This is a genomic window from Pedobacter jeongneungensis (assembly GCF_000633455.1).
GTDB lineage: Bacteria > Bacteroidota > Bacteroidia > Sphingobacteriales > Sphingobacteriaceae > Pedobacter > Pedobacter jeongneungensis_A.
This window is the reverse complement of record NZ_AYMG01000039.1, coordinates 41,380-63,727: the sequence shown is the minus strand read 5'-3', so window position 1 is coordinate 63,727 and position 22,348 is coordinate 41,380. Positions and strand designations below refer to the sequence as shown.

Genomic DNA, 22,348 nt, shown 5'->3' with positions numbered 1-22,348 from the left:
CAAATATACATGGGCCGTCATTCTTCCAGAGTTTTAAGTAGCGATCAACTGTTAAATGTACTTGCTTTATCAAAAGATGCAACGGCCATTTATACCTCGGAAGATATTGTGATTGAAATGGCCAACGACGCCATGATAGCCTTTTGGGGCAAAGACCGGTCTATTATCGGAAAACCTTTAGAAGAAGCAGTGCCAGAACTAAAAGGACAGCCATTTATCAATATGCTTAAAAATGTGCTGTTAACCGGAATTACTGATAAGGGAGATGCTGTTCCGGCCGAAACTATGAAAGATGGGAAGCTACAAACTGCTTATTATAGTTACGAATATAAGGCCATAAAAGATGAATCGGGCTTGCCATATTGTATCTTACACACCGCAAGCGATGTTAGCGATATGGTTCTCGCCCGAAAAATCATTAAAGAAACTGAATTGCAGCGTGAGGCGCTGGATGAGGAGCAGTTAATGATCAGTATAAAAGAAGACCAGCAGAAACATGATTTCATTAGTATGGTAAGTCATGAGTTAAAAACGCCACTTACCTCCATCAGTGCTTACGTCCAACTGATGCAAAATAAGCCTTTAACAGATAGCTTTTTAATCACCACACTTGATAAGGTTCAAAAGCAGATCCGCAAGATGACCACCATGATCGGTTCGTTCTTAAATGTATCACGCCTTGAATCGGGAAAGATTCAACTGTTCAGGACTGATTTTGACCTGGATAAACTCATCTGTGATGTTGTGGAAGATGCCCGTTTGATTGATTCATCTTATCATATTAATTTTATCGAGAGGGAACCTAAAATGGTGAATGCCGATAGAGAAAAAATGTCGTCGGTTATTTCAAATTTGATCAGTAATGCAATAAAATATTCGGCACAGGGCAGTACCATTTGGGTTGAATCTGAAATCGTTGGAAACAAAGTAAATGTACGTGTAGCCGATAGCGGAATTGGCATTCAGCAACATGATGTAGAAAGGCTCTTTGATCGCTTTTACCGGGTAGAAAATCAACAAACCAAAAGCATTTCAGGCTTTGGCATCGGTTTATACCTTAGTGCAGAAATTATTAACCGCCATAACGGTAAAATATGGGTAGAAAGCAAGTATGGCGTAGGTTCTATTTTTTATTTTGATATTCCTCTTGTTTCTTAGCTTGATTAATATTCAAATAAAAAACACAATCTTAAATGCTCATTTGTTAATGTTAAATGAGCATTTCATCTATAAACCCTGTAAACGGGGCAATCATAAAAAACTATCAGGAAGATACTGAAGAACTGATTAATCAGAAAATTGATCGGGTACATCAGGCATGGTTAAGTTACAGGGAAACTGATTTTCAAAGCCGCTCGAAGCTGTTGCTGAAGGTTTCGAAACTTTTAACCGAGCGTAAAGATCAACTGGCCGAACTCATGGCTTTAGAAATGGGTAAACCCTTAAAAGCCGGAGTTGCTGAAATCCTTAAATGTGCTTCCGTTTGCGAATACTATGCTAAAAACGGTGCTGAATTTTTAGCTGATCAAACCATAAAAACAAGTGCGTCCAAGAGTTATGTGAGCTTTCAGCCTATTGGCGTAGTGTTGGCCATCATGCCATGGAATTTTCCATTTTGGCAAGTATTCCGTTTTTTGGCTCCGGCTTTAATGGCGGGTAATTGCGGCGTTTTAAAACATTCATCGGGTGTTACAGGCTGTGCCATCGAAATAGAAAAAGTAATTGAAGACGCTGGCTTTCCAGCTAATGTTTTTAAAACGCTGATCTGCAGCAGTAAAGCCATTTCTAAAGTAATCGAAAATTCTTATATCAAAGCCGTAACCCTTACCGGAAGCACTGAAGCAGGTAAAAAAGTAGCCGAACAAGCAGGTAAATTGATTAAAAAAACAGTTTTGGAACTTGGCGGAAGCGATCCTTATTTGATTTTGGAAGATGCCGATTTAGAGAAGGCCGCAAAAATATGTGCGGAGGCCAGGTTAATCAACAATGGACAAAGTTGTATTGCCGCGAAACGGTTTATTGTGGTGAAAACTGTAGAAGATAAATTTACCGGACTTTTTACGGCTGAAATGGAAAGTAAAAAAACTGGTGATCCCTTGCAGGATGATACCGATTTAGGACCAATGGCAAGGGCAGACCTTCGCGATGAATTGCATCAGCAGGTTTTGAAGAGTATCGAACAAGGTGCTAAATGTATCCTGGGCGGCGAAATTCCAGCTATGGAAGGTAAACATGCTTATTACCAACCCACTATATTAACTGATGTGAAAAAAGGCGTATTGGCTTATGATGAGGAGATATTCGGGCCTGTAGCTGCGATTATAACAGCAAAAGATACTAACGATGCCATCCGCATTGCCAATGATACCAATTTTGGATTGGGTGCGGCCGTTTTTACCGAAAATGCGGCATTGGCTGAAGATATCGCCCGAAATAAACTTGCAGCAGGCTCTTGTTTTGTAAATGAGGGGGTTAAATCAGATCCCGCATTGCCTTTTGGCGGTATCAATCAATCTGGCTATGGCCGGGAATTAGGTATGTTCGGTATCCACGAATTTGTGAATATCAAAACAGTATACATCAAATAAACAATATCCGATATGAAAGCAGTTAGAATCCACGAGTTTGGCGGACCAGAAGTTTTATCTATAGATGAAATTCCGGTTCCCCAGCCAGCACCAGATGAAGTATTGATTAAAGTGCATGCAACCAGTGTAAATCCGGTGGACTGGAAAATTAGAGAAGGACAACGGAAAGAGAAATTTCCAGCAAAATTACCATTAACCCTGGGTTGGGATGTTTCTGGTAACATAGAAGATTTAGGTGAAAAAGTAAGCTCTTTTAGAAAGGGAGATGAAGTTTATGGTAGACCCGATCCAACAAAAAACGGTGCTTATGCAGAATATATTGTGGTAAAGGCCAACATCATTAGCATTAAACCCACAAGCATTGGGCATACCGAAGCTGCCGCTGTACCTCTGGCAGGTTTAACGGCATGGCAAGCTCTGTTCGATCATGGTTTGTTAAAAACCGGCCAAAAGGTATTGATTCATGCAGCGGCAGGTGGCGTGGGAACCTATGCCGTACAATTTGCAAAATGGAAAGGAGCCCATGTAATCGGTACAGCATCAAGCGCTAATATTGATTTTTTGAAACGCTTGGGCGCTGATGAAGTAATTGACTATAAAATGGAAGATTTTGAGACCGTTTTAAGTGATGTTGATTTGGTTTTGGATACCATTGGAGGAGAAACACAATTCAAATCGTTAAATATATTAAAAGCAGGGGGCAGGGTAATTACTACCTTAATGCCTGAATTTGTAGCAGAAGCAAAGGCGAAAAAACTTCATCTCATTGGTTTTACCGCACAATCAATTCCCGGTCAACTTGCTGAAATTGCTACTTTGATCGATTCAGGTAAAGTTAAACCTGTTATAGAAAAAGTTTTACCTTTTACCAGTGCAAAACAAGCGCAAACCGAAAGCGAGCAAGGGCATACAAGAGGAAAGATTGTATTACAGGTAATTTAGGGAAATATGTCCAAAGTCGGATGTCAGAGGTCCGAAGATTATTAAGAAATAGAATAATTGTCATTCGCAACTCTATTGGGGATCTTAATGCCATAAGCTTTAAGATCCCTTATTCGTAGTAAAAGTGTTGATTTTAAAATCTGTAGATAATGTGTTGTTAATAGCACTAATTTTTGAAGATTTATATGCTTATTTATCTCCCTCAAAATAAGGATCACTTTTTTAATATAAACTGCGTTCTCTTTGCGTCTATCTGTGCGGTAAAAACAAGATTATTCCAGGTAAATATCCTTACTGAAATCATTCTCCGCTATATCAGCAGATTGTGGCTGGATAATCACGAACTTGATCACATTATATTCAGATTTTATTTTATCCCTCAGCCTGTCAATCGCATTGGTTAAATCAGTGGTATTTAATTCTGCTTTAAATGTTAGGATAAGCACCAGTAATACTTCTTTTGGAGATTGATATTGAGATAAAATGCTCGTTACTGTAATCACATCCTGATCATTTTCTGCAAGTTCCTTAATCTTCTGTTGTGTTTCTGAAGTTAAACCTTCCCCCATTAACAGGCTACGGCTTTCTCTTGCCAGTATAAATGAAACAAAAATCAAAAGCGTACCCACCAAAACGGAAGCCAACCCATCTAAAAACGGAAGATTTAAGTTATGGCTGAGCACCATAAATATAAAAACGATCAATAATCCTAAAACAGCAGCGCCATCCTCAAACAACACTAAAAAGCCAGATGGATCTTTGCTTTTGATAATGGCTTTCCACCAGGGCAGTCCTTTACGGGTTTTATTAAACTCCTTCATCGCGATAATTAAGGAGGCACCTTCGAATAGGAAAGATAAACCCAATACCACGTAATTCCATGTTGGATCGCCCAAAACTTCAGGGTGACGGATATGTGCAATCCCTTGCGAAATAGACACTACACCACCTAAACCAAAAATCATGATGGATACAATGAACGACCAGAAATACAACTCTTTACCATAACCAAAAGGCCGTGATTTGTCAGGCGGTTTCACACTTCTTTTTAATCCATAAAGTAATAAAAGTTGGTTGCTGGTATCAACAGTAGAGTGGATGCCTTCGGCAATCATTGATGAGCTATTGGTAAACGCCCCTGCAATAAATTTAGTTACTGCAATTAATAAATTGGCCGCTAATGCGCTGTAAATAGAATTGTTGGCTCTTGCCATAGATTAAGAAACGTAAAGGATTCATTTCTTAAACGGTTTTTAATTGATTTGGTTTTGAAAAGTACAAACGAATAAAATCGTCATCTCCAACGCAGTGGAGAAATCTTTAACAAAGTTCAAAGATCTCTCCATTGCGCGACGCTCCAGTCGGGATGACGACTATTTGGGAATTTTAACCTAAAATTTCATCAATCAATTTGATTTCAGCTTCACTAAATGTGATGTTATCTAAAGCTTTAATTGAATCTGTAATTTGTTCTGGTTTACTGGCACCTATCAATACAGTGGTAATGCGATTATCCTTTAAAATCCATGATAAAGCCATATGTGCCAATTTTTGCCCACGTGATTTTGCCACCTCATTTAATTTGCCGATTACTTCTATTTTCTCCGGAGTAATATTGCTCTCTTTTAAGAAAACACCACTGGTAGCCACCCGCGAGTCGGCCGGGATACCATGTAAATATTTATCTGTAAGTAGTCCTTGCGCCAGAGGAGAAAAAGGAATACAGCCTACACCATTGTTTTCTAAAACATCAAGTAAACCACCTTCTACCCAACGCTCAAACATCGAATATTTGGGCTGGTGGATTAAACATGGCGTACCGTTATCTTTTAAAATTTTAATGGCCTTTGCCGCATCTTCAGCCTGATAGTTGGATATGCCTACATACAAAGCTTTTCCTTGCTGAACCAATAAGCTTAAGGCGCCCATGGTTTCTTCTAGCGGGGTTTCGGGATCAGGACGGTGGTGATAAAAAATATCAACATAATCCAGTTTCATACGTTTTAAACTTTGATCCAAACTCGATGCCAGGTATTTTTTTGATCCCCAATCGCCGTATGGGCCATCCCACATGGTATATCCGGCCTTGCTCGAAATAATCATTTCATCGCGGTAGCTTTTAAAATTTTCATGAAGAATTTTACCGAAAACTTCCTCTGCAGAACCCGGAGGGGGGCCATAGTTGTTGGCTAAATCGAAGTGGGTAATTCCGTTATTAAATGCGGTATAAATTAAGTTTTTGCTGTTCTCGAGAACGTTTACATGCCCGAAATTATGCCACAAACCTAATGAAATAGCCGGCAATTTAATTCCGCTCTTGCCACAACGGCGGTATAACATTTTATCGTAACGTTCTGCTGAAATATTTTGATTCATATTTGGGATTTGATTGCACGCAATAATACTCAGTTTTACCGGATTTTAAGTAATTTTACCATAAAATTATAGACCAGTTTTGGTTTAGCTATTTTACGAGCATTGTTTAAAATGCACCGGCATTTTGTTCATCTGAGCTTCCCTAATGAGTCTGGACAATTAGTGGAAGAATTTTATAGTCGAAAACAAAAATCACTTGTCTTTTGACAGGATACACTTGACAGATTACATTAGGGCGATCGTCTTTCCCGCGCAGGCGGGAATCTTAATGCATAGGCTTTAAGATCCCCAATTGACCCGATAGTCCAAAGATCTCTCCACTTCGCATTGCTTCGGTCGAGAGGACGATATTTATAAGAGAATTTGTTAATATTAGCATGTGAAGATCTTTTCACTTTAAGTTAATGACATCATCCTTTGAGCAGACTAATTCTCTCTTTATAAATTTCTACATTTTGTTATCACCATTTCTGCAAATCGTATCATTGGTAGTTCTTAAAGTAAATTATTCTTTACTATCCGTCTGTACATTCATCTAAATCGTTTTATTTGTAATATTAAGTGATATCGTTATATTTAAAAAAATAAAAAAATCTAAACCAAGTATTCCATTTTATGAAATTAAAATCATTAGCGGGCCTGGGCGTTCTGGCTGCAATCGGATTCGCATCCTGCCAATCTGAAACCAAAAAATCTTCCTCTACAGATAGTTTAAAAAGCGACTCTGCAGCTGTTGTTAAACTCGTTCCCGATTCTTTTAAAAAAGAAATTGATGGTAAACAAACTGCTTTGTACACATTAAAAAACAAGAATAATGCGGAAGCAGTTTTTACCAATTACGGTGGACGTTTAGTGAGCTTATTGGTGCCAAACAAAGATGGAAAACTGGTTGATGTGGTGGTAGGTTTTAAAAGCGTAAGCGATTACGAAAAATCAACAGAGCCATACTTTGGTGCAACCATTGGGCGTTATGGCAATCGCATTGCTAAAGGAAAATTTACGCTTGAGGGTAAAACCTATTCTTTATTTACCAATAACGGGCAAAATACACTTCATGGTGGCAAAAAAGGTTATCAATATGTGGTTTGGGATGCCACACAACCCGCCGAAAATACTTTAGTATTACATTATTTATCAAAAGATGGAGATGAAAATTTTCCTGGCAATTTAGATGTTAAGGTAACTTATACTTTAACCGATGATAATGAATTAAAAATGGATTATGAGGCCAAAACAGATAAAACTACCGTGGTAAACTTAACCAACCATGCATTTTTTAACCTGAATGGAGATGGAAGTGGAACCATTTTAAACCATGAGGTGCAAATTTATGCTGATGGATATACTCCGGTTGATTCGACTCTGATCCCAACAGGAAAAATTGAAAAAGTAGCAGGAACGCCTTTCGATTTTAATAAAGCAACAGCAATTGGTGCACGCATAAACGAAAAAAACGAGCAGTTAACCTTCGGGAAAGGTTACGACCATAATTACGTTCTCAATAAGACTAAAGCGATGGGTATGTTTCATGCGGCTACCGTTAAAGGAGATAAATCAGGAGTTGTAATGGATATCTACACGCAAGAGCCTGGTTTGCAATTTTATAGCGGTAACTTTATGCAAAGTAAAAATACCTTTAAATCGGGTGCGAAAGATGATTTCAGAACAGCAATTGCAATGGAAACCCAACATTTTCCGGATTCTCCAAATCAACCTGCATTTCCTTCAACAGTATTAAAACCCGGACAAGTATATAAAACAAGTTCAATCTATAAATTTACCAAATAATTGTTTTGGTAATCCCTACATCTCAATCATGATAACATAGTATACGGTCTGTGGAAACACAGGCCGTATCTGTTTAGAAAAGATTCTGTAAAACCGGATCGGTATAATCTTCTATAAAAGCAATAATGTTATTATAGGCCGAAAACTCTTCTTTGGTATGCATGGTGGTGAGCGCTACACATTTCATCCCGGCATTTTGTGCCGCTTCAACACCTTTTGGTGCATCTTCAAAAACAATACATTCGCTGGCATCAACACCTAAAATTTGAGCTCCTTTGGTAAAAGTTTCGGGATCAGGCTTGCTGTTTACCACATCTTCGGCACTTACTATCGTTTTAAAGTATGAACGGATATTTAAATTATCGAGCACAAAATTTATATTGAATGGAATTGCTGCCGACCCAATAGCCATTTGAATACCCAATTGTTTTGCCTTTTCCATAAATTCACCTAATCCGGCAATGAGCGTTAAATGCTTTTTATATGCGGCCTGGTACCGGTGTTCTTTTTCAATGGAAATCTGATCAATCTGTTCCTGAGAAAAATGGCCTACACCAAAAACACGTTCTAAAAGGTCCTGATTTTTACCGTACATTTGTTTTTTAACCGCATCGAAACTGATGCTTGCACCTAAATCCTGTGTCAGGATATTATGCCATGCCTGATTATGAAAAGCCATGTCGTTAATCATGGTGCCATTTAGATCGAAGAGAAAAGCTTTGGGTTTAGGGATTATCATGGCGGCAAAATTATCAGATTTTTTTATGATTAAGTTAAAATAGGGTCATCAATCCGAAATTTAACATTTAAATTATCCCTTAACTGATCTTACATAAAAAACATGTTAATAAATAAATCCTTACCATTGTAATTTTTTGTCTGTTGCAACCGTTTGGGTATTTGGAAATCCGCGATACATGTAATAGCTTGCATTGTTTTAAAAACCGCGATAAATGTTATGGATGCTGCCAGGCATGAGAGTGAACCGCTTATTAAATATCTGAATGACTTGCAGCCGCTGCGCGAAGAAATAGTCGAGCGCGCAAAAGCCGAAACATTCAGGATCTCAGTGCGTAAAAACAATATTTTACCTTGTTTTAATGAATTGCATGGCGATTGTTTATTTTTTATTATTAAGGGTTTGGTGCGTGGGTTCATTACGGATGAAGGGAAAGATATTACCTCCTGGTTAATTGATGAAAATCACCTGGTAGGTAGCATCCGGAACCCTGGATCACTTAAACCTACCTATCAGGAGCAGTTCCAGGCGTTAGAAGATTCGGAGCTGCTTATACTTCCATACCACCTTATTGATGAGATGTATGCGCAATTTCCTGAAACCAATATTTTGGCCAGAAAACTTTTAGCCATACATTATCACATGTCGCAAGAGCGCTCTATTTTATCGAGGATTCCTTCTGCCGAAGCACGTTACAGGCAATTTAAAAATGGCCACCCAAAAATAAAATTCAGGGTACCATTAAAGTTTTTAGCCAGTTATCTTGGCATACGTATCGAAACCTTAAGCAGAATCAGGAAAAAAGAAAAACCTGATGCAGGCTTTAAGGATTAACCTGCTTTTTTTTAAAATAGAAATAACATAGCGGAAAAAGGCAGATCAGGCCGAGCAAAAATCCTCCAACCGTATCTGTAAACCAATGCGCTCCTAAATAGATTCTTGATGGGGCAATGGTAATGATCAGAAATGCGGATAGGTAAGTAACAATGTTTTTAGTCAGTTTTGGTATATCTTTCAGATTGTTCATCAGGATAATCAAAAAACCGAAAAATAGGGTATAGGATAATACATGCCCACTGGGATAACTCTGGAAACGGTTAACTTCAACCAGGCGAACATAAAATGCAGTAGGCCTCGGGCGGTTAATTACATTTTTTATACCCAAAATAATCAGTCCTGATAACAAAACGGTTGAAATAAATATACCCTCGCGTTTATATTTCTGCCAGTAAAAAATGGCTGCGACTACCACAACAGAAAGTAGCGAATAAGGCAGTTCGCCAAAAAAGCTAATGGCCAGCATTACCTTATCTAACCAGTCGGCATGAAATTGCTGAATAAACAGCGAAGTTTTAATATCAAAATCAAGGATAGGGTGCTGGGCAATAAAAAAACTCAAAGTCGCAAAGGATACAATCAGTATGGCGAGTATAAAAATTAAGGTATTTCGTTTCAAAAGGGTATACATATGCAGATCAGAAAACCAAAACTATGGATTTTATGCCAATTGAAATAAAATTTTCAGTTTTTTAAAGAATTGATCGACCTGCATAAACCTAAATTGGTAAAGAAATGAAGTTGGTGTATAACAAAAACCACAGGGGTGAGAAAAATTCATCAAGGAAATAAAACGATTCATCAAGGAAATAAGCCTATATGTATAAACCGTTATGATATGTTAAAATGATTTTGAATATTCGAACCAGATAATAAGGATATCTATGCTTACGAGGTTGGCAGGATTAATTTCCTGCCGACTGAAGAAGCACACCACTCTACATTTATTCCATAAATAATAGCTTAGTATTAACGCTCCAGCCGAAGCCTACCTCCTTTGAAAGAGGAGGAGCTTAGGTTGAATTTTCCTATGGATTGCCAATCTTTTTTTGGTTTCAAACGCATTTTTTTTTATGGAGCAGAAGCCCATATAACGATCATGCCACAACGCACCATAATTAAACGAAAAGGCACTTGTTGTATGAAGTGAGCTATTACTTTATATAGAGGTTGTAAAATCCTCAAAAATAAATCGGTATGATGGCTAATTACTTTACCACAATCTGTTTTGGATCAGTAACAACAATCTGCCTTTTGCCTTTAAATTCGGTTACAATCCCAGTTACACAGATCTTGTTTCCCATAAACATGCTAGAGGGCTCGGATGGAAATTTGCTTTCATCTTCTTTATTAATTACTACAGTAATGAGTTCTTTTGGATAAGCACCACCTAAATTAATCAAAGTTAATTTTTCCAATCCCTTTGTGCTGTAAACCGAATCGCAGATGGTTACATTTTTACCTACATATTGGGCTGCATCTTTGGCCAATACCAAAGTTTGGCTTTTTGCACAAAATGCAGTAGCCAATAAGAACAAAAGGAGAGATAATTTTTTCATATTGTTGGGATGAATAAAACGAAAATGTCAATAGTTCCAACCTCGTTTTAGCAATCCAAAGTTAAGGTGAATTTGACAGAAATCAATAACAAATACCAAACACGCATAAATTTTACATGAACAAGATTTTATCTTCACATTGATATTCCCTAAATTGTAAGATAAATATAACTAGCCAAATATTTTATGCCCGTATGAAAGTGGATTACATTGCGTTATCTGTGCCAGTGTTTTTTATCCTGATTGGGATAGAATTAGTCTATAATTTTTATAAAAAACTAAATTACTACCGGCTTAACGATAGTATTGCCAATTTAAGTCAGGGAATAGGGCAGCAGCTTACCGGTATTTTTATGAAAACGGCATTATTTTTTGGTTATAAATATATTTTTGAGCATTGGCGCCTTTTTGAATTGCCAAAAAACATCTGGATCTGGATGCTGCTATTTATCGGCGTCGATTTTTTCTACTACTGGTTCCACCGGATGAGTCATCAGGTAAATGCTTTATGGGCAGCGCATATTGTGCATCACCAATCGGAAGAATATAACTTAACTGTCGCTTTGCGACAGAGCTGGTTTCAGGGCTGGTTTAGCTGGGTATTTTACCTGCCGTTGGCTTTTGTTGGTTTCGATCCGATAATGTTTTTAACCCTGAGTTCTTTTAATACGCTGTATCAGTTCTGGATCCATACCAGGGCAATTAAAAACATGGGTTTTTTGGAATATATATTAAATACACCATCGCACCACCGGGTACACCACGGCTCTAATCCTAAATATATTGATAAAAACCATGCTGGCACCTTAATTATCTGGGACCGTATTTTCGGGACTTTTCAAAAAGAGGAAGAAGAAGTTTATTATGGTATTACCAAACCTTTGGCCAGCTGGAACCCTGTTTGGGCAAATCTGCATTATTGGGGCGACCTGGTTAAAACGGCTAAACAATCTCCCAAAATAAGTGATAAAATTAAAGTTTTCTTAAAACCTCCGGGCTGGTTTCCTTCACATTTAGGTGGATTTCAATCTGCACCTGAGATCAATCCCATCACTTATCAAAAATACAATCCGGCCTATCAAGCTAAGTTAACCGGTTATGTGCTTATACAATTTTTAGTGGCATTGGCCGCAGGCTCTGCCATATTGTTTTCTTATCATAAAATGGAAACGATGCCATTAATATCAGGATCTTTTTTTATTATGTTCACTTTAATTACCTGTGGTGCTTTATTAGAGCAGAAAGCATGGCAAATTAAGTTCGAATATTTCAGGTTAATATTTGGTATTTTGCTGGTGCTGATTTTTAAATTCAGTGTAGGATATCAAGTAATTTTTGTGGCTATCCAGTTAATATCCGTAATTTGGTTCTTTAATTTGCAAAAGGCAAATCCTAATCCCAATGAAGACTAAGTTATTTTCATTTATTTTTTTTCTGGTATTTGTAATTCAACTTTATGCTGAATATACCAATAGTACCGGCTTGCGTACCTTTTCTAAGCCGTTAATTGTGATGGTACTTTTGGTATGGCTTTATGTGGGTACAAACTTGAAAGGCCGTTTCCATAAAAGGATTTTTACAGGGTTAATTTTTGCATGGGCAGGAGATATATTACTGATGTTGCAAAACGGCAGGACAAGTTTTTTTATCTTCGGATTGGTCGCTTTTCTAGTTTGCCATATCTTTTATATTAGGGCCTTTACGCTTGATCATAAATCCAACCCAAGCCATAAAACGCCATATTTTCTGTGGGCAGTAGGAGCTTTTGCTATTTTTTGTTCAGGTTTGTTTTTCTACTTACAGCCGCATCTTGGGATCATGCAATTTCCGGTTTTAATGTATGCCATCATTATCTGTGTGATGGCACTTATGGCTGTTAACCGTTACGGGAAAGTGAATATTTTTAGCTTTAAACTTATTCTTTATGGTTCCTTGTTTTTCTTGCTGTCTGACAGTGTTTTAGCTGTGAATAAATTTGCTCAGCCTATTCCGCAGGGCGGTGCGCTGATTATGGCTAGCTACATGATTGCGCAGTATTTGATTGTTTACGGTACTATTGAGCGTAAGTTGGTAGTTACGAGGACGGAAATATAGTTTGTTGTTTTTTTGAAAAGCAGGGTTCTGTGTTAATCGGTTACTGAAGTCCTGCTATCGTTCCAATCTTTTTAATCAGGTACAGTCAGTGCATTGAATACGGAGGGAGCGTGTCGGTTACAGATGCTTTCCCGAAAGTCGGGACAGGCTGTACCTCAGCATGACAGTGTATTTATGGTCGTTGCAAATTAAAAAGGATTTCCACTTTATCAGGTTTATGAAATACAAGGCAGTAGAGCAAAGAAAAATATAAATCATTACCTGAACCTTCAACCTGATCACCCTCCACCTTCCGCCTTTTTTTCCTTATCCAAAACTGTAAAAACCTGTACCAACCGTTCTCCATTTTCATCCACGAGTGTTAAAGTATGTTTGCCCGGCGGTGGACTAATGGCCAATTGGTGAAAATTCGTGGTTGTGGCCACATATTCATTATCGATATGCCAGTAAATTTTTGAACTTGAATTTCGGTGTGCCGCGTTAATTACAATTTTGCCTCTTGTACCATCTAATTCTAATGGAATGTAGACTATAGCATTATTTTTAGGATAAATTACCTCCATTACGCTGTTACCGCCTGAAGGATTACAACCTTCTTTAAAAGGAGGGAGGTTTTTATAATCGCTGTTTTTTATTTTGTAATAATATTCCATTGCTGGTGGCAAAATAAACCAGCTTTTGTGTTGCATATTGGTTACACTCTCGCATTGATCGGTTACCCTGTAAATGCCTGTTTTATCCAAATGAACCAATTTATGATAGGGGCAAACCACCGTTTTTTCTCCTGAAACAGGAACCAGTTCTTCTACTACATTTGTACAATATTCTCCAGCTTTATAACCGCTCTGTTTGCAGATTTTAAGTTTTTTGAGTTTGGTGGTGGGCGTTTCAAACCATTTTCCGTTGGGCAATAACCTAAAAATATCAAATAAAACCGGAGCGGCAGCCTCAATACCTACTAAACCTGGTCTCCCTTCACCATCGGCATTGCCTACCCAAACACATACTACATAATTTGGTGTTAAACCCACTGCCCAGGCATCGCGGAAACCAAAACTGGTACCAGTTTTCCAGGCTACTCTCTGTGATGACGAAAACTGCTCCCATAAACCTTCATCACCAGGTCGCATTACCTCTTCCATGGCATTAAAAGTTGCCCAGATAGAACCGTGATCTAAAAATGAATTGCGTTGGTAATCTTTATCATTCCTACTTTCAGTATTGAAATAGGTAGCCGGTTCATAATCTTCAGGATTGTATAAACCTTTATAAGTATTAAAATGATTCAACGTTCTTACCATGCCCATGTAGGTATTGGCCAAATCCCACATGGTTACTTCGCTACCACCTAAAATTAACGACAAGCCATAATGATCTGCAGGCTGATTTAAAGTACCAATTCCTAATTTCTTAAGCTTATCGTAAAAACGTTCATACTTGTATTGCTGCAACATTTTTACCGCTGGGATGTTTAGCGAGCGGCTCAGTGCTTTATCTGCGGCAATAGCACCATCGTAACCCAGATCGTAATTTTGTGGCGAATAACCAGCTATTTGAGTTGGAATATCAGGGATTAACGTATGTGGCAATATAAAACCATCATTCATCATGCTGGCGTAAAGGATGGGTTTTAAGGTACTACCCGGGCTACGTGGTGCTTTAATCATATCCACGTGACTCTGCAGGTCAGCATTTTCTGGTTGATAGATATTGCCTACGTAACTTACTACATGGCCGGTTCTGGCATCAAGCACCAACGCAGAAATGTTATTGATGTCGTTGGCCCGATAGCGGTTGTTGTACCGCTTTAATATCGTGTTTACTTTTAACTGAATATTTTCGTCCAGTGTAGAAGTAATCCTTGTTGAGGAGATATTTAGGCTTGCTCTTTCTGCTTTAAAACGGTTTAATAAATGTGGCGCATTTTGAGGTAGGGGCATGGGTTTACCCGGAACAGGCTCTAGTTTTGATAAATTTGCGGTAGCCTGATCGATGTATTTGAGCTGAGCAAGTTTATCCAATAAATCATTTCTTTTTTTTATCAATCTGGTCGAATTTTTACCAGGGTGAACCAAAGATGGACTATTGGGAAGAACCGCGAGGGTAGCCATTTCACCCCACGAAAGTGTTTTGGCATCGCGGCCATAATAGCGCCAGCTGGCTGCTTCTAAACCAACAACATTGCTTCCAAAAGGAGCATTAGCGGCATATAAACCTAAAATTTCTGTTTTCGAATATTTGAGCTCTAAGCGTAAGGCTAAAATTACTTCCAGAAGCTTTTGCCAAACGGTTCGATCTTGCTTTCGGGAGAGGCGGATTACCTGCATGGTTAAGGTACTTCCACCGCTTACCACGCTTTTAGCCCGCCAGTTTTGACGCATGGCCCTGCTCATGGCCAAAATATCTACACCGAAGTGGTTGTAAAACCGTTTGTCTTCGAAAGCGATAATACAATCCTTAAATTTTACAGGAACACTATCGGCCACCGGGAAGCGCCATTGTCCATCGCTGGCAATGGCAGCACTCAGTAAATTACCATTGCTGGCTTCAACAACATATGAAGTTGGTGTTTTGAAAAGTTTTGCAGGTAATGCGAAAAGAAATGCCAAAAGCAAGGCAAAACAGAAAAGATCGGAAATGAGAAATGCTTTTGGGATTTTGTTCATGTAGATTTTTATGATAGAAATTTATTTTGTTATTTTATCAGATTTCGGTTCGTGGAGACACGAACCGAGGCTATTTATTGAAGTATTGAAATTTAACTATGTTAAAATAATTTACCTTATCGCCATGGTTCGTGTCTCCACGAACCATTTTTACTTTAATTCTAATCTTAAATCCTTTAAAAACGAATAATCAGTTTCATTCTTATCGTAAAAAGATGCTGACGAATATAAATAATCTTCAGGATCTCTAATTTCGGTTCGTGGAGACACGAACCGAGGCTTGAGCGTAAAATTTACACTCGTAATTTTTATGAGGGTAAAAAGTATTTAAGTTTACCCTCGTTCTTATCGCCATGGTTCGTGTCTCCACGAACCATTTTTACTTTAAAGTTCTAATCTTAAATCCTTTAAAAACGAATGATTAGTTTCATTCTTTTCATAAAAGGAAGCTGACGAATATAAATAATCTTCAGGATCCGTCGCTAATTGCCAGTGTTCCGTACATGGATTGTTGTGTAAGTAATCTAACTTTTGATAAGCAACTTCTGGAGTGTATAAATGTATCGCTAACGAATCTCTCTGCCAAAATTCATAATTTTTATTAATGGAATTTGTATAATAATTAACAAGCTCATTTGGACTTAATAATTTTTTGAATTCGTGTGCTGTATATTTTAAAAATGAACCTTGGACAGTTTCTTTGCCATTTAATTTGTTAATCCGCCAAATCGTATGTATATGATTTGGCATAATGACAAAACCAAAAATATCAAGCTTGTTTAATTTACTTAGATGCTTAAACGAGTTCAAAATGATATTCTTAAATTCATCCTTCTCTAATAATTTTTGCCATTTGTTTATGGTTGCTGTCCAAAAGTAAATTTGTCCGATTTCAATGTAGCTCTTTCTTCTACCTACAAATAATTTATCCATTGTTATTAGATTTCGGTGAGTTGAGATGTAAGCTTTGACTATCGCTGTTTTTTTTAGTTTCGGTTCGTGGAGACACGAACCGAGGCTATTGAGTCGGACGATATTTTATTTTAGCGCCATGGTTCGTGTCTCCACGAACCATAAGCAATTTATATCAATCCTCTTACTTCACCACCTGCACCCACTTACCAGCCTCTGTTGCCGAAATATCATTATTATACATCGCTTCGCATTGCACAGCTGATAAATAATATTTACCCAAATAAGAAGCATTAAGCAACACTTTATAAACCAGACTTTCGCCTTCTCTTACGTTAAAGTAAGTGAAAACACGGTCGTCTCTTATATCCTGATAAGTAAATGGAGATGAGGCCAGAATACTTTGGTTATCGTTAACGCGGGTATTGATGATTTCCCATCCAGAAGGAAAAATCTGCGTTAGTGCCATTTGTTCATAATAACCCATACGGCCAGGATTTTTTACCGTTACCTCTGCGTAAAAATCAGTGCCTTGTTTCAAAGTGCCTGGATCTAAAACTTTACCGTTTAATCGTTTGTAAACCACATTCATATCCAAAACCTCAGATCGGTTAGGTAAGAAGTTGTTCTGACCTGCAACAGGCTGTCCTTCTAAAACCAAACGGACAAATAATACGTTATTGCCATTATTGGTAACTGAAGCGGTGCTGCCTTTAAAAGTTACTGGTGTACTGTTAATGTACTGGTTCGAGCTTACAGGAGCGGTTTTTCCATCCAATACATATTGGTACTGCAATTTATTGGCCGACTGGTTAGAACCGCAGAATTTTGCAATAGCTAACAAGCTGTAAGCCGTAGTTTGTGTACTGTACCATGTATTTTCGCCTAGCTTAGCCGCTAAAGGTTGCAATAAACTGGCTGCTTTTGCTTTCTGACCAAGTAGGGTAAGGGTTTCTAAAATCATGGCTTGATCGCGAACTTCAGACCCGTAAGTGCCACCCAGTTGTTTGTAAGCCTGAATAGAAGTATCCAATCCTCTGATCATGTTTTGAGCCACATCATTTTGTCCTGCAAGTTTGTATGCTGCTGCCAACCGCCATTTTGCGGCAACAGATAAATATTCAAAAGCTTTTAACCGGTTCATTGCCGCCATTTCTGGTTTTTTAGCCAATGCGAGCATGTATAAACGGTAGGCTTGTGATAAATCGCCACCATAAAAATTATTGCTGTTTGGTGCCCAGTTTGCTGCTTTTGATTTTTGATAACGTAATAATTCATCCAATAGGCCAACTGGTAGGGTATAACCAGCATTTTGAGCTTCCACTAAGAAATGACCGGCATAATTACTTCCCCATTCATCAGCAGTACCTTCACCAGGCCAGTAAGATAAGCCCCCTTCGGTAGTTTGGAAACCTTTGATCCTGTTTATACCTGCTTTGATGTTTTTCTCCGTTGCGGCCTTCTGCCGTTCATTTAACGGACTCAATCTATCCAGGAACAGTTGAGGGAAAATGCCTGAGGTAGTCTGTTCAATACAACCATGAGGATATTGGATCAGATAAGCCAATCGTTTACCCAGGTTAATTGCCGGAATAGAAGAAACTTCCAATGATCCGGAATTGGTGCCTGTCATTCCGATCGGCAAATAATTTACTGCCCATTTGGTATGTGGCTGTACTGTTGCCGAAACCACATTGGTTACATAAGGATTTGGATTTCGGATATCCATTTCTACATCGTAAACTGTTTTTTCAGCTCCACTCTGCGCAATTACTTTTACTTTGGCAATACCTACGTTATTTGGTGCTTTAACCTCAAAAGAAGTCATCTGCTCGCCCGTTTGTTTATAGTAAAGCTGCTGTTTATTAGTACCCTGAACAATTAAATTGCTGGCCTGAAGCTGTACGGATACATTTTTAAGGTTGTTCTCTGTGGCAAAAACAGTTACAGGTAATGTAAAACTTTCTCCCGGACCAATAACCCTTGGCAGGGTAGCCAGCACCATTAACGGTTTTTTAACCTGAACCGATTTTTCTGCAAAACCATAAGCTGCATCCTGTCCGGCAACGACCATAGCCCTCACTGCACCAATATATTGAGGCAATTTAAACTTATGTGTTTTGCTTTCGCCTTTACCAATGGTAAATGGCCCCATAAATTTAACTACTGCCTGAAAGCGGTTTGCTTTTGCCGGATTGAGGTTTTTATTGATGCTGCCATCACCACCAATACTTAAAATACGTTCAAGGTTTCCACCCCAGGCACCTAAAACATAATCAAATAAATCCCATGTTTTAACGCCCAAACCTTCGCGGGCATAAAATGCGCCATGTGGATCTGGTGTTTTATAACGGGTTAAATCCAATAAACCTTCGTCAACCAAAGCAATGGTATAAGTCATCGCTTTGCCGTTTTGTTCGCCAACGGTTATTGTGTTTTCCGTTTCTGGCTTAATTTTATCCGCCATTTTAATGGTCGGTTTAAGGATCGTTTGCGGATCTTCTACCGAAAGTGGAATGGCACCATACATCCTGATCGGTAAATCGTTCACCGTTTGTGCGTGAGGTTGTAATAAGGTGATATTGGCAAAAACGTTCGGTGCCATATCTTTCTCCGCCTTAAACTTAAATTGCGTTTGTCCGGCTTTGGTATCTACCCAGAAAGTTTTTAATACGCGACTTCCATTTTCAATGGAGATTAACGCCCTGCCATTTTTACCCGTTGGGATGGTTAAGGTAATGTCTTCTCCAACGGTAAACTTCTCTTTATTGGCTGTGAAAGAAAGCATAGAAGCTTCGGTTGGATTGCTGCCTTGCTCACGTTGTGCCCATCCTGGCCAATCTACATAAACTGATTTTCCGGTAACATGGCCGCCGTTTACATCTCGCACCAAAATCAGGTAACGTCCCCATTCTGGTTCATCAACACGTAAATTCCAGCTTCCTTTGCCATTAAATAAGTTTACCTGATGGCTTTCTACCAGTTTATTGAACTGATTTTGGGTAAAATTGGCGTAAGTGTACTGATCATCCTGTTCCCACCACCAACGCCATTGGGTTTTATATAATTCTACTGTAATGGTTTTTGTGCCGCTCAATAATTTTCCATCGGTGTTTACATTAACAATTTCAATTTTATGCTCTTTCCCGGTAACCAGCATACCACTTAAACGATCACCTTTTTCAGCACGTATGCCTAAATAGCTGCTATATACATGATACGGAATACTGAAATTATCGATACTGAAACTGCCTCCCGGTTCGAAAACTTTTGTCGTGAAATTTGCCCTTAATACACCTGGAGCAGTATTGTTTTCATTCAAATTCGTATTGATCTGCGCTGTACCATTCTGGTTTAAGGTACCTTCAAAAATGGTTTTAACCTGTGATTCGAAATTTACGGTCGGGTTATCAAAACTGAAACCTTCAAAACCTTTAAACTTGGTTTCGGTGGTGTTTAAATTCACATCAACCTTTGCTTTTAAGTTTTGAGCAACCGCACCAAACAGCCATTTGGCCGATAGGGTAGCGGCCGATGTTCCTGAACTCAAGTACGACTTATTACCAATGTTGAAATCAATTTTTAAACGGTTAGGCATTACCGTTTCAATTTTTAAAGTTTTCGTAAATGTTGCACCGCCTGCTTTAACTTTTGCCATCCAGTTACCGGTAGGCGCAGTACTTTCAGTAGCGGTTTTGAAAGTATAAAATCCATTGGTAGGTTTACCATTGATTAATCGCTTATATAGCTGACCTTTTGGATTGTAAAACTCCATGGTTACGGGATAATTGGCTGGTAGCTTTTTAAGTTTATCTTCCAGAACGAAAGAAACAAATAAACTATCACCAGGGCGCCAAACACCGCGTTCGCCATAAATAAAACCTTTCAGGCCACTTTGTACTACATCGCCACCCACATCAAAACGACTTAAAGGGAGAGAGCTTCCATCATCCAGTTTTAAATATCCTCTTTCTGAACCGTTTTTAGCAATCAATAGGAAAGGTTGACGTTTTAAATCAAATTTTGCAAAACCATCACCATCGGTTTTGGTCGTGAAGATAATCTGTTTCTGATAATCCATTAACTCCAGATTTACCCCGCTTAATGGTTTGGCAGTCAATAAATCCGTTGCAATAATCAGCATGGAATTATCATTTCCTCTTTTGGCCACTAAACCAATATTCGAAGCAATTAAGTTTCGGCTGGCCCAACGTTGGTTGGTGTAGAACGAAGGAGTACAAGGATTGTCCTTATCATTCCACCTGTAATTTGATGGGTAATAGTTGTTATATCGCTGCCAGAAATCGTCGTCTTCATCAATCTTTTCGCCATAGCCTTCATAGTCCCCATATTCGCTTTCTTCATCGTTGCCATCGCCTTTTTCCACTCCGGTTTTGCAATTGTACGCGTTATATTCCTGTCTGAAAGCAATGGTAACACGGTACATCGCACCAGGTTCGGTACGGATCATTTTATCCAGATCGAGTGTAAAGCGGTTCTTTTTATGGAGGTTAAGTGCTTTATCTTCATCTAAGCGAACGGTTTTCTGTAAAATAGGTTTTGCCACCCTGCGCAGTTCGTTACCATCTTTATAGCTGTTGGTCTGGAAGAACTGAGGAATATTATTTTCATAAATTTTGATTACCGTTACATCAACCGCTTTTAAATTAATCGCTTCGAAAGGTAAAACCAGTTTTCCTGAATTGGGTAAAATGGTCCCTGCGCCTGCAATGGTAACCGACGGTAATTTATCTTCAAAAACAAGATTGGCTACTTTACCAGTGGTTAGCGTTTTAGCATTGATATTTTCGACCCCTGCATTTACACTTAAGGTATAATTACCTTTTAATTCTTCAGGGGCATAAACTTTAACCTGACTGGCATCAATGGTATATCTTACATCACTTAGGTTACCCAGGGTGATCATACCGGTTAAATCCTGGCCCACACCAATCGGTTCTGAAAATTGCACCAAAGCATAATCTTCTTCTCCCTGTATGGCTTTCATATCCAGTATCTCGAATTTATTTATCGAAGGAACGCGGACTTCCACTTCACCTTTCTGATCGGCATCTATGGCATCACCATCCCACTCTAATTTTAGATTTTGGTCGTTCCCCGTTTTTTTAATGCTATCGATGGTGAATTTTGAACTATTTTTAGCAGGATCGTGCTGCCATTTGATTTTTAATTTCTGGTCAAAATCCAGTGAAAGCGTTTTTTCAATTTTACTAGTTTCTTCAACATCGGCGGTAGCTACTTCACCCGTAAGTTTCATATATTCAAGGGAAGTATTGTTTTGCGAAACCAATCCGTTTTGCGAAAGCATGATGCCTGGGGTAATCACTTTAAATTCAAAGTCGAAATCTTCCAGGCCTTTTTCGGTTGCAGAAACTTCTGATAATTTGAAAGTAGCTTCGTAATTTTTGCCAGGTTTTAGGTTTTCATCGGGCCTGAATTCTACCGTTTGCGGATCTATCCAATAGGTTTTTCCTGAAATGGAAGGGGAGAAGTCGAAAAGTTCGCGTGAATCTGCTTTGCCTAAATCCTGCATGCCGGTAGCAGCATTGGCCAGGTGGACGCGGATAAAACTCTTTTTCGAAATGGTTCCGGAAGTATACGCTTCTATATATTTAGCGTAAGCCTGGTTTTCTTCATGATTTTTCTTCTTCCGGTTAAAAAAGATAAACACAATTGCTGCTATAGAAACAGCAAGCAATCCGATAAAAATAAATTTCTTTTTTGAGGAAGATTGGTAGGTAGATGGTTGCTCCATAGGATGAATTCGTTAAGATAAATGAGAATATAATGTTGCGGTTGGAGCAATTGCTATGCCGTAATTGATCT

At 38.5% G+C, this 22,348-nt stretch carries 15 protein-coding genes; 7 read left to right on the top strand and 8 right to left on the bottom strand.

The window, feature by feature from the left end:
- Positions 1 to 9 precede the first annotated feature (9 nt).
- Genes U859_RS31425 through U859_RS0128730 form a run of 3 tightly spaced genes read left to right on the top strand, consistent with a single transcriptional unit; the run spans position 10 to position 3,530 of the window.
- Positions 10 to 1,158 carry a sensor histidine kinase gene (locus U859_RS31425; RefSeq protein ID WP_025146664.1) on the top strand — a complete coding sequence of 383 codons (1,149 nt, stop codon included), beginning with the start codon at positions 10 to 12 and terminating at the stop codon, positions 1,156 to 1,158.
- A gap of 56 nt (positions 1,159 to 1,214) precedes the next feature.
- Positions 1,215 to 2,588 carry an NAD-dependent succinate-semialdehyde dehydrogenase gene (locus tag U859_RS0128735; protein WP_025146663.1) on the top strand — a complete coding sequence of 458 codons (1,374 nt, stop codon included), beginning with the start codon at positions 1,215 to 1,217 and terminating at the stop codon, positions 2,586 to 2,588.
- 12 nt (positions 2,589 to 2,600) lie between these two features.
- The gene (locus U859_RS0128730; protein ID WP_025146662.1) at positions 2,601 to 3,530 is read left to right on the top strand and encodes an NADP-dependent oxidoreductase; all 930 of its coding nucleotides are present in this window, start codon (positions 2,601 to 2,603) and stop codon (positions 3,528 to 3,530) included.
- Positions 3,531 to 3,802: 272 nt separating this feature from the next.
- On the opposite strand, the gene U859_RS0128725 is transcribed toward U859_RS0128730, so the two are convergent.
- Positions 3,803 to 4,744: a cation diffusion facilitator family transporter gene (locus tag U859_RS0128725; RefSeq protein WP_025146661.1), complete on the bottom strand. Its 942-nt coding sequence runs from the start codon at positions 4,742 to 4,744 to the stop codon at positions 3,803 to 3,805.
- Between the two features lie 172 nt (positions 4,745 to 4,916).
- Entirely contained in the window at positions 4,917 to 5,906 is a 990-nt protein-coding gene (mgrA, locus tag U859_RS0128720) for an L-glyceraldehyde 3-phosphate reductase (RefSeq protein ID WP_025146660.1), read from the bottom strand.
- A gap of 615 nt (positions 5,907 to 6,521) precedes the next feature.
- Between mgrA and U859_RS0128715 the strand changes: the two genes are divergently transcribed.
- Positions 6,522 to 7,694 (top strand): aldose epimerase family protein, encoded by a 1,173-nt coding sequence (locus tag U859_RS0128715; RefSeq protein ID WP_025146659.1) that lies wholly within the window; start codon positions 6,522 to 6,524, stop codon positions 7,692 to 7,694.
- Positions 7,695 to 7,767: 73 nt separating this feature from the next.
- Here U859_RS0128715 and U859_RS0128710 read toward each other — a convergent pair whose 3' ends face one another.
- Positions 7,768 to 8,433, bottom strand: a complete 666-nt coding sequence (locus U859_RS0128710; protein WP_029986269.1) for an HAD family hydrolase — start codon at positions 8,431 to 8,433, stop codon at positions 7,768 to 7,770.
- Between the two features lie 219 nt (positions 8,434 to 8,652).
- Between U859_RS0128710 and U859_RS0128705 the strand changes: the two genes are divergently transcribed.
- Positions 8,653 to 9,267: a Crp/Fnr family transcriptional regulator gene (locus tag U859_RS0128705; RefSeq protein WP_025146657.1), complete on the top strand. Its 615-nt coding sequence runs from the start codon at positions 8,653 to 8,655 to the stop codon at positions 9,265 to 9,267.
- On the opposite strand, the gene U859_RS0128700 is transcribed toward U859_RS0128705, so the two are convergent.
- Together U859_RS0128700 and U859_RS0128695 are read right to left on the bottom strand one after the other, a co-directional pair.
- Positions 9,257 to 9,889 carry a phosphatase PAP2 family protein gene (locus U859_RS0128700; RefSeq protein ID WP_162800081.1) on the bottom strand — a complete coding sequence of 211 codons (633 nt, stop codon included), beginning with the start codon at positions 9,887 to 9,889 and terminating at the stop codon, positions 9,257 to 9,259. The genes U859_RS0128705 and U859_RS0128700 overlap by 11 nt on opposite strands.
- A gap of 589 nt (positions 9,890 to 10,478) precedes the next feature.
- Entirely contained in the window at positions 10,479 to 10,829 is a 351-nt protein-coding gene (locus tag U859_RS0128695) for a hypothetical protein (RefSeq protein ID WP_025146655.1), read from the bottom strand.
- Between the two features lie 194 nt (positions 10,830 to 11,023).
- Here U859_RS0128695 and U859_RS0128690 point away from each other — a divergent pair, with 194 nt between their 5' ends.
- Positions 11,024 to 12,241 carry a sterol desaturase family protein gene (locus tag U859_RS0128690; RefSeq protein WP_025146654.1) on the top strand — a complete coding sequence of 406 codons (1,218 nt, stop codon included), beginning with the start codon at positions 11,024 to 11,026 and terminating at the stop codon, positions 12,239 to 12,241.
- Between the two features lie 70 nt (positions 12,242 to 12,311).
- Positions 12,312 to 12,923 (top strand): lysoplasmalogenase, encoded by a 612-nt coding sequence (locus U859_RS0128685; RefSeq protein ID WP_240183116.1) that lies wholly within the window; start codon positions 12,312 to 12,314, stop codon positions 12,921 to 12,923.
- A 278-nt stretch (positions 12,924 to 13,201) separates the two neighbouring features.
- Here the strand turns inward: U859_RS0128685 and pbpC are convergent, their stop codons facing one another.
- The 3 genes from pbpC to U859_RS0128670 all read right to left on the bottom strand — a co-directional run bounded on the left by pbpC (position 13,202) and on the right by U859_RS0128670 (position 22,277).
- Positions 13,202 to 15,589 carry a penicillin-binding protein 1C gene (gene pbpC, locus U859_RS0128680; protein ID WP_025146652.1) on the bottom strand — a complete coding sequence of 796 codons (2,388 nt, stop codon included), beginning with the start codon at positions 15,587 to 15,589 and terminating at the stop codon, positions 13,202 to 13,204.
- Positions 15,590 to 15,973: 384 nt separating this feature from the next.
- On the bottom strand, positions 15,974 to 16,522 hold the full coding sequence (locus tag U859_RS0128675; RefSeq protein WP_205314451.1) for a transposase: 549 nt from the start codon (positions 16,520 to 16,522) through the stop codon (positions 15,974 to 15,976).
- 163 nt (positions 16,523 to 16,685) lie between these two features.
- Positions 16,686 to 22,277, bottom strand: coding sequence for an alpha-2-macroglobulin family protein (locus tag U859_RS0128670; protein ID WP_025146650.1), 5,592 nt, complete (start codon positions 22,275 to 22,277; stop codon positions 16,686 to 16,688).
- Positions 22,278 to 22,348 lie beyond the last annotated feature (71 nt).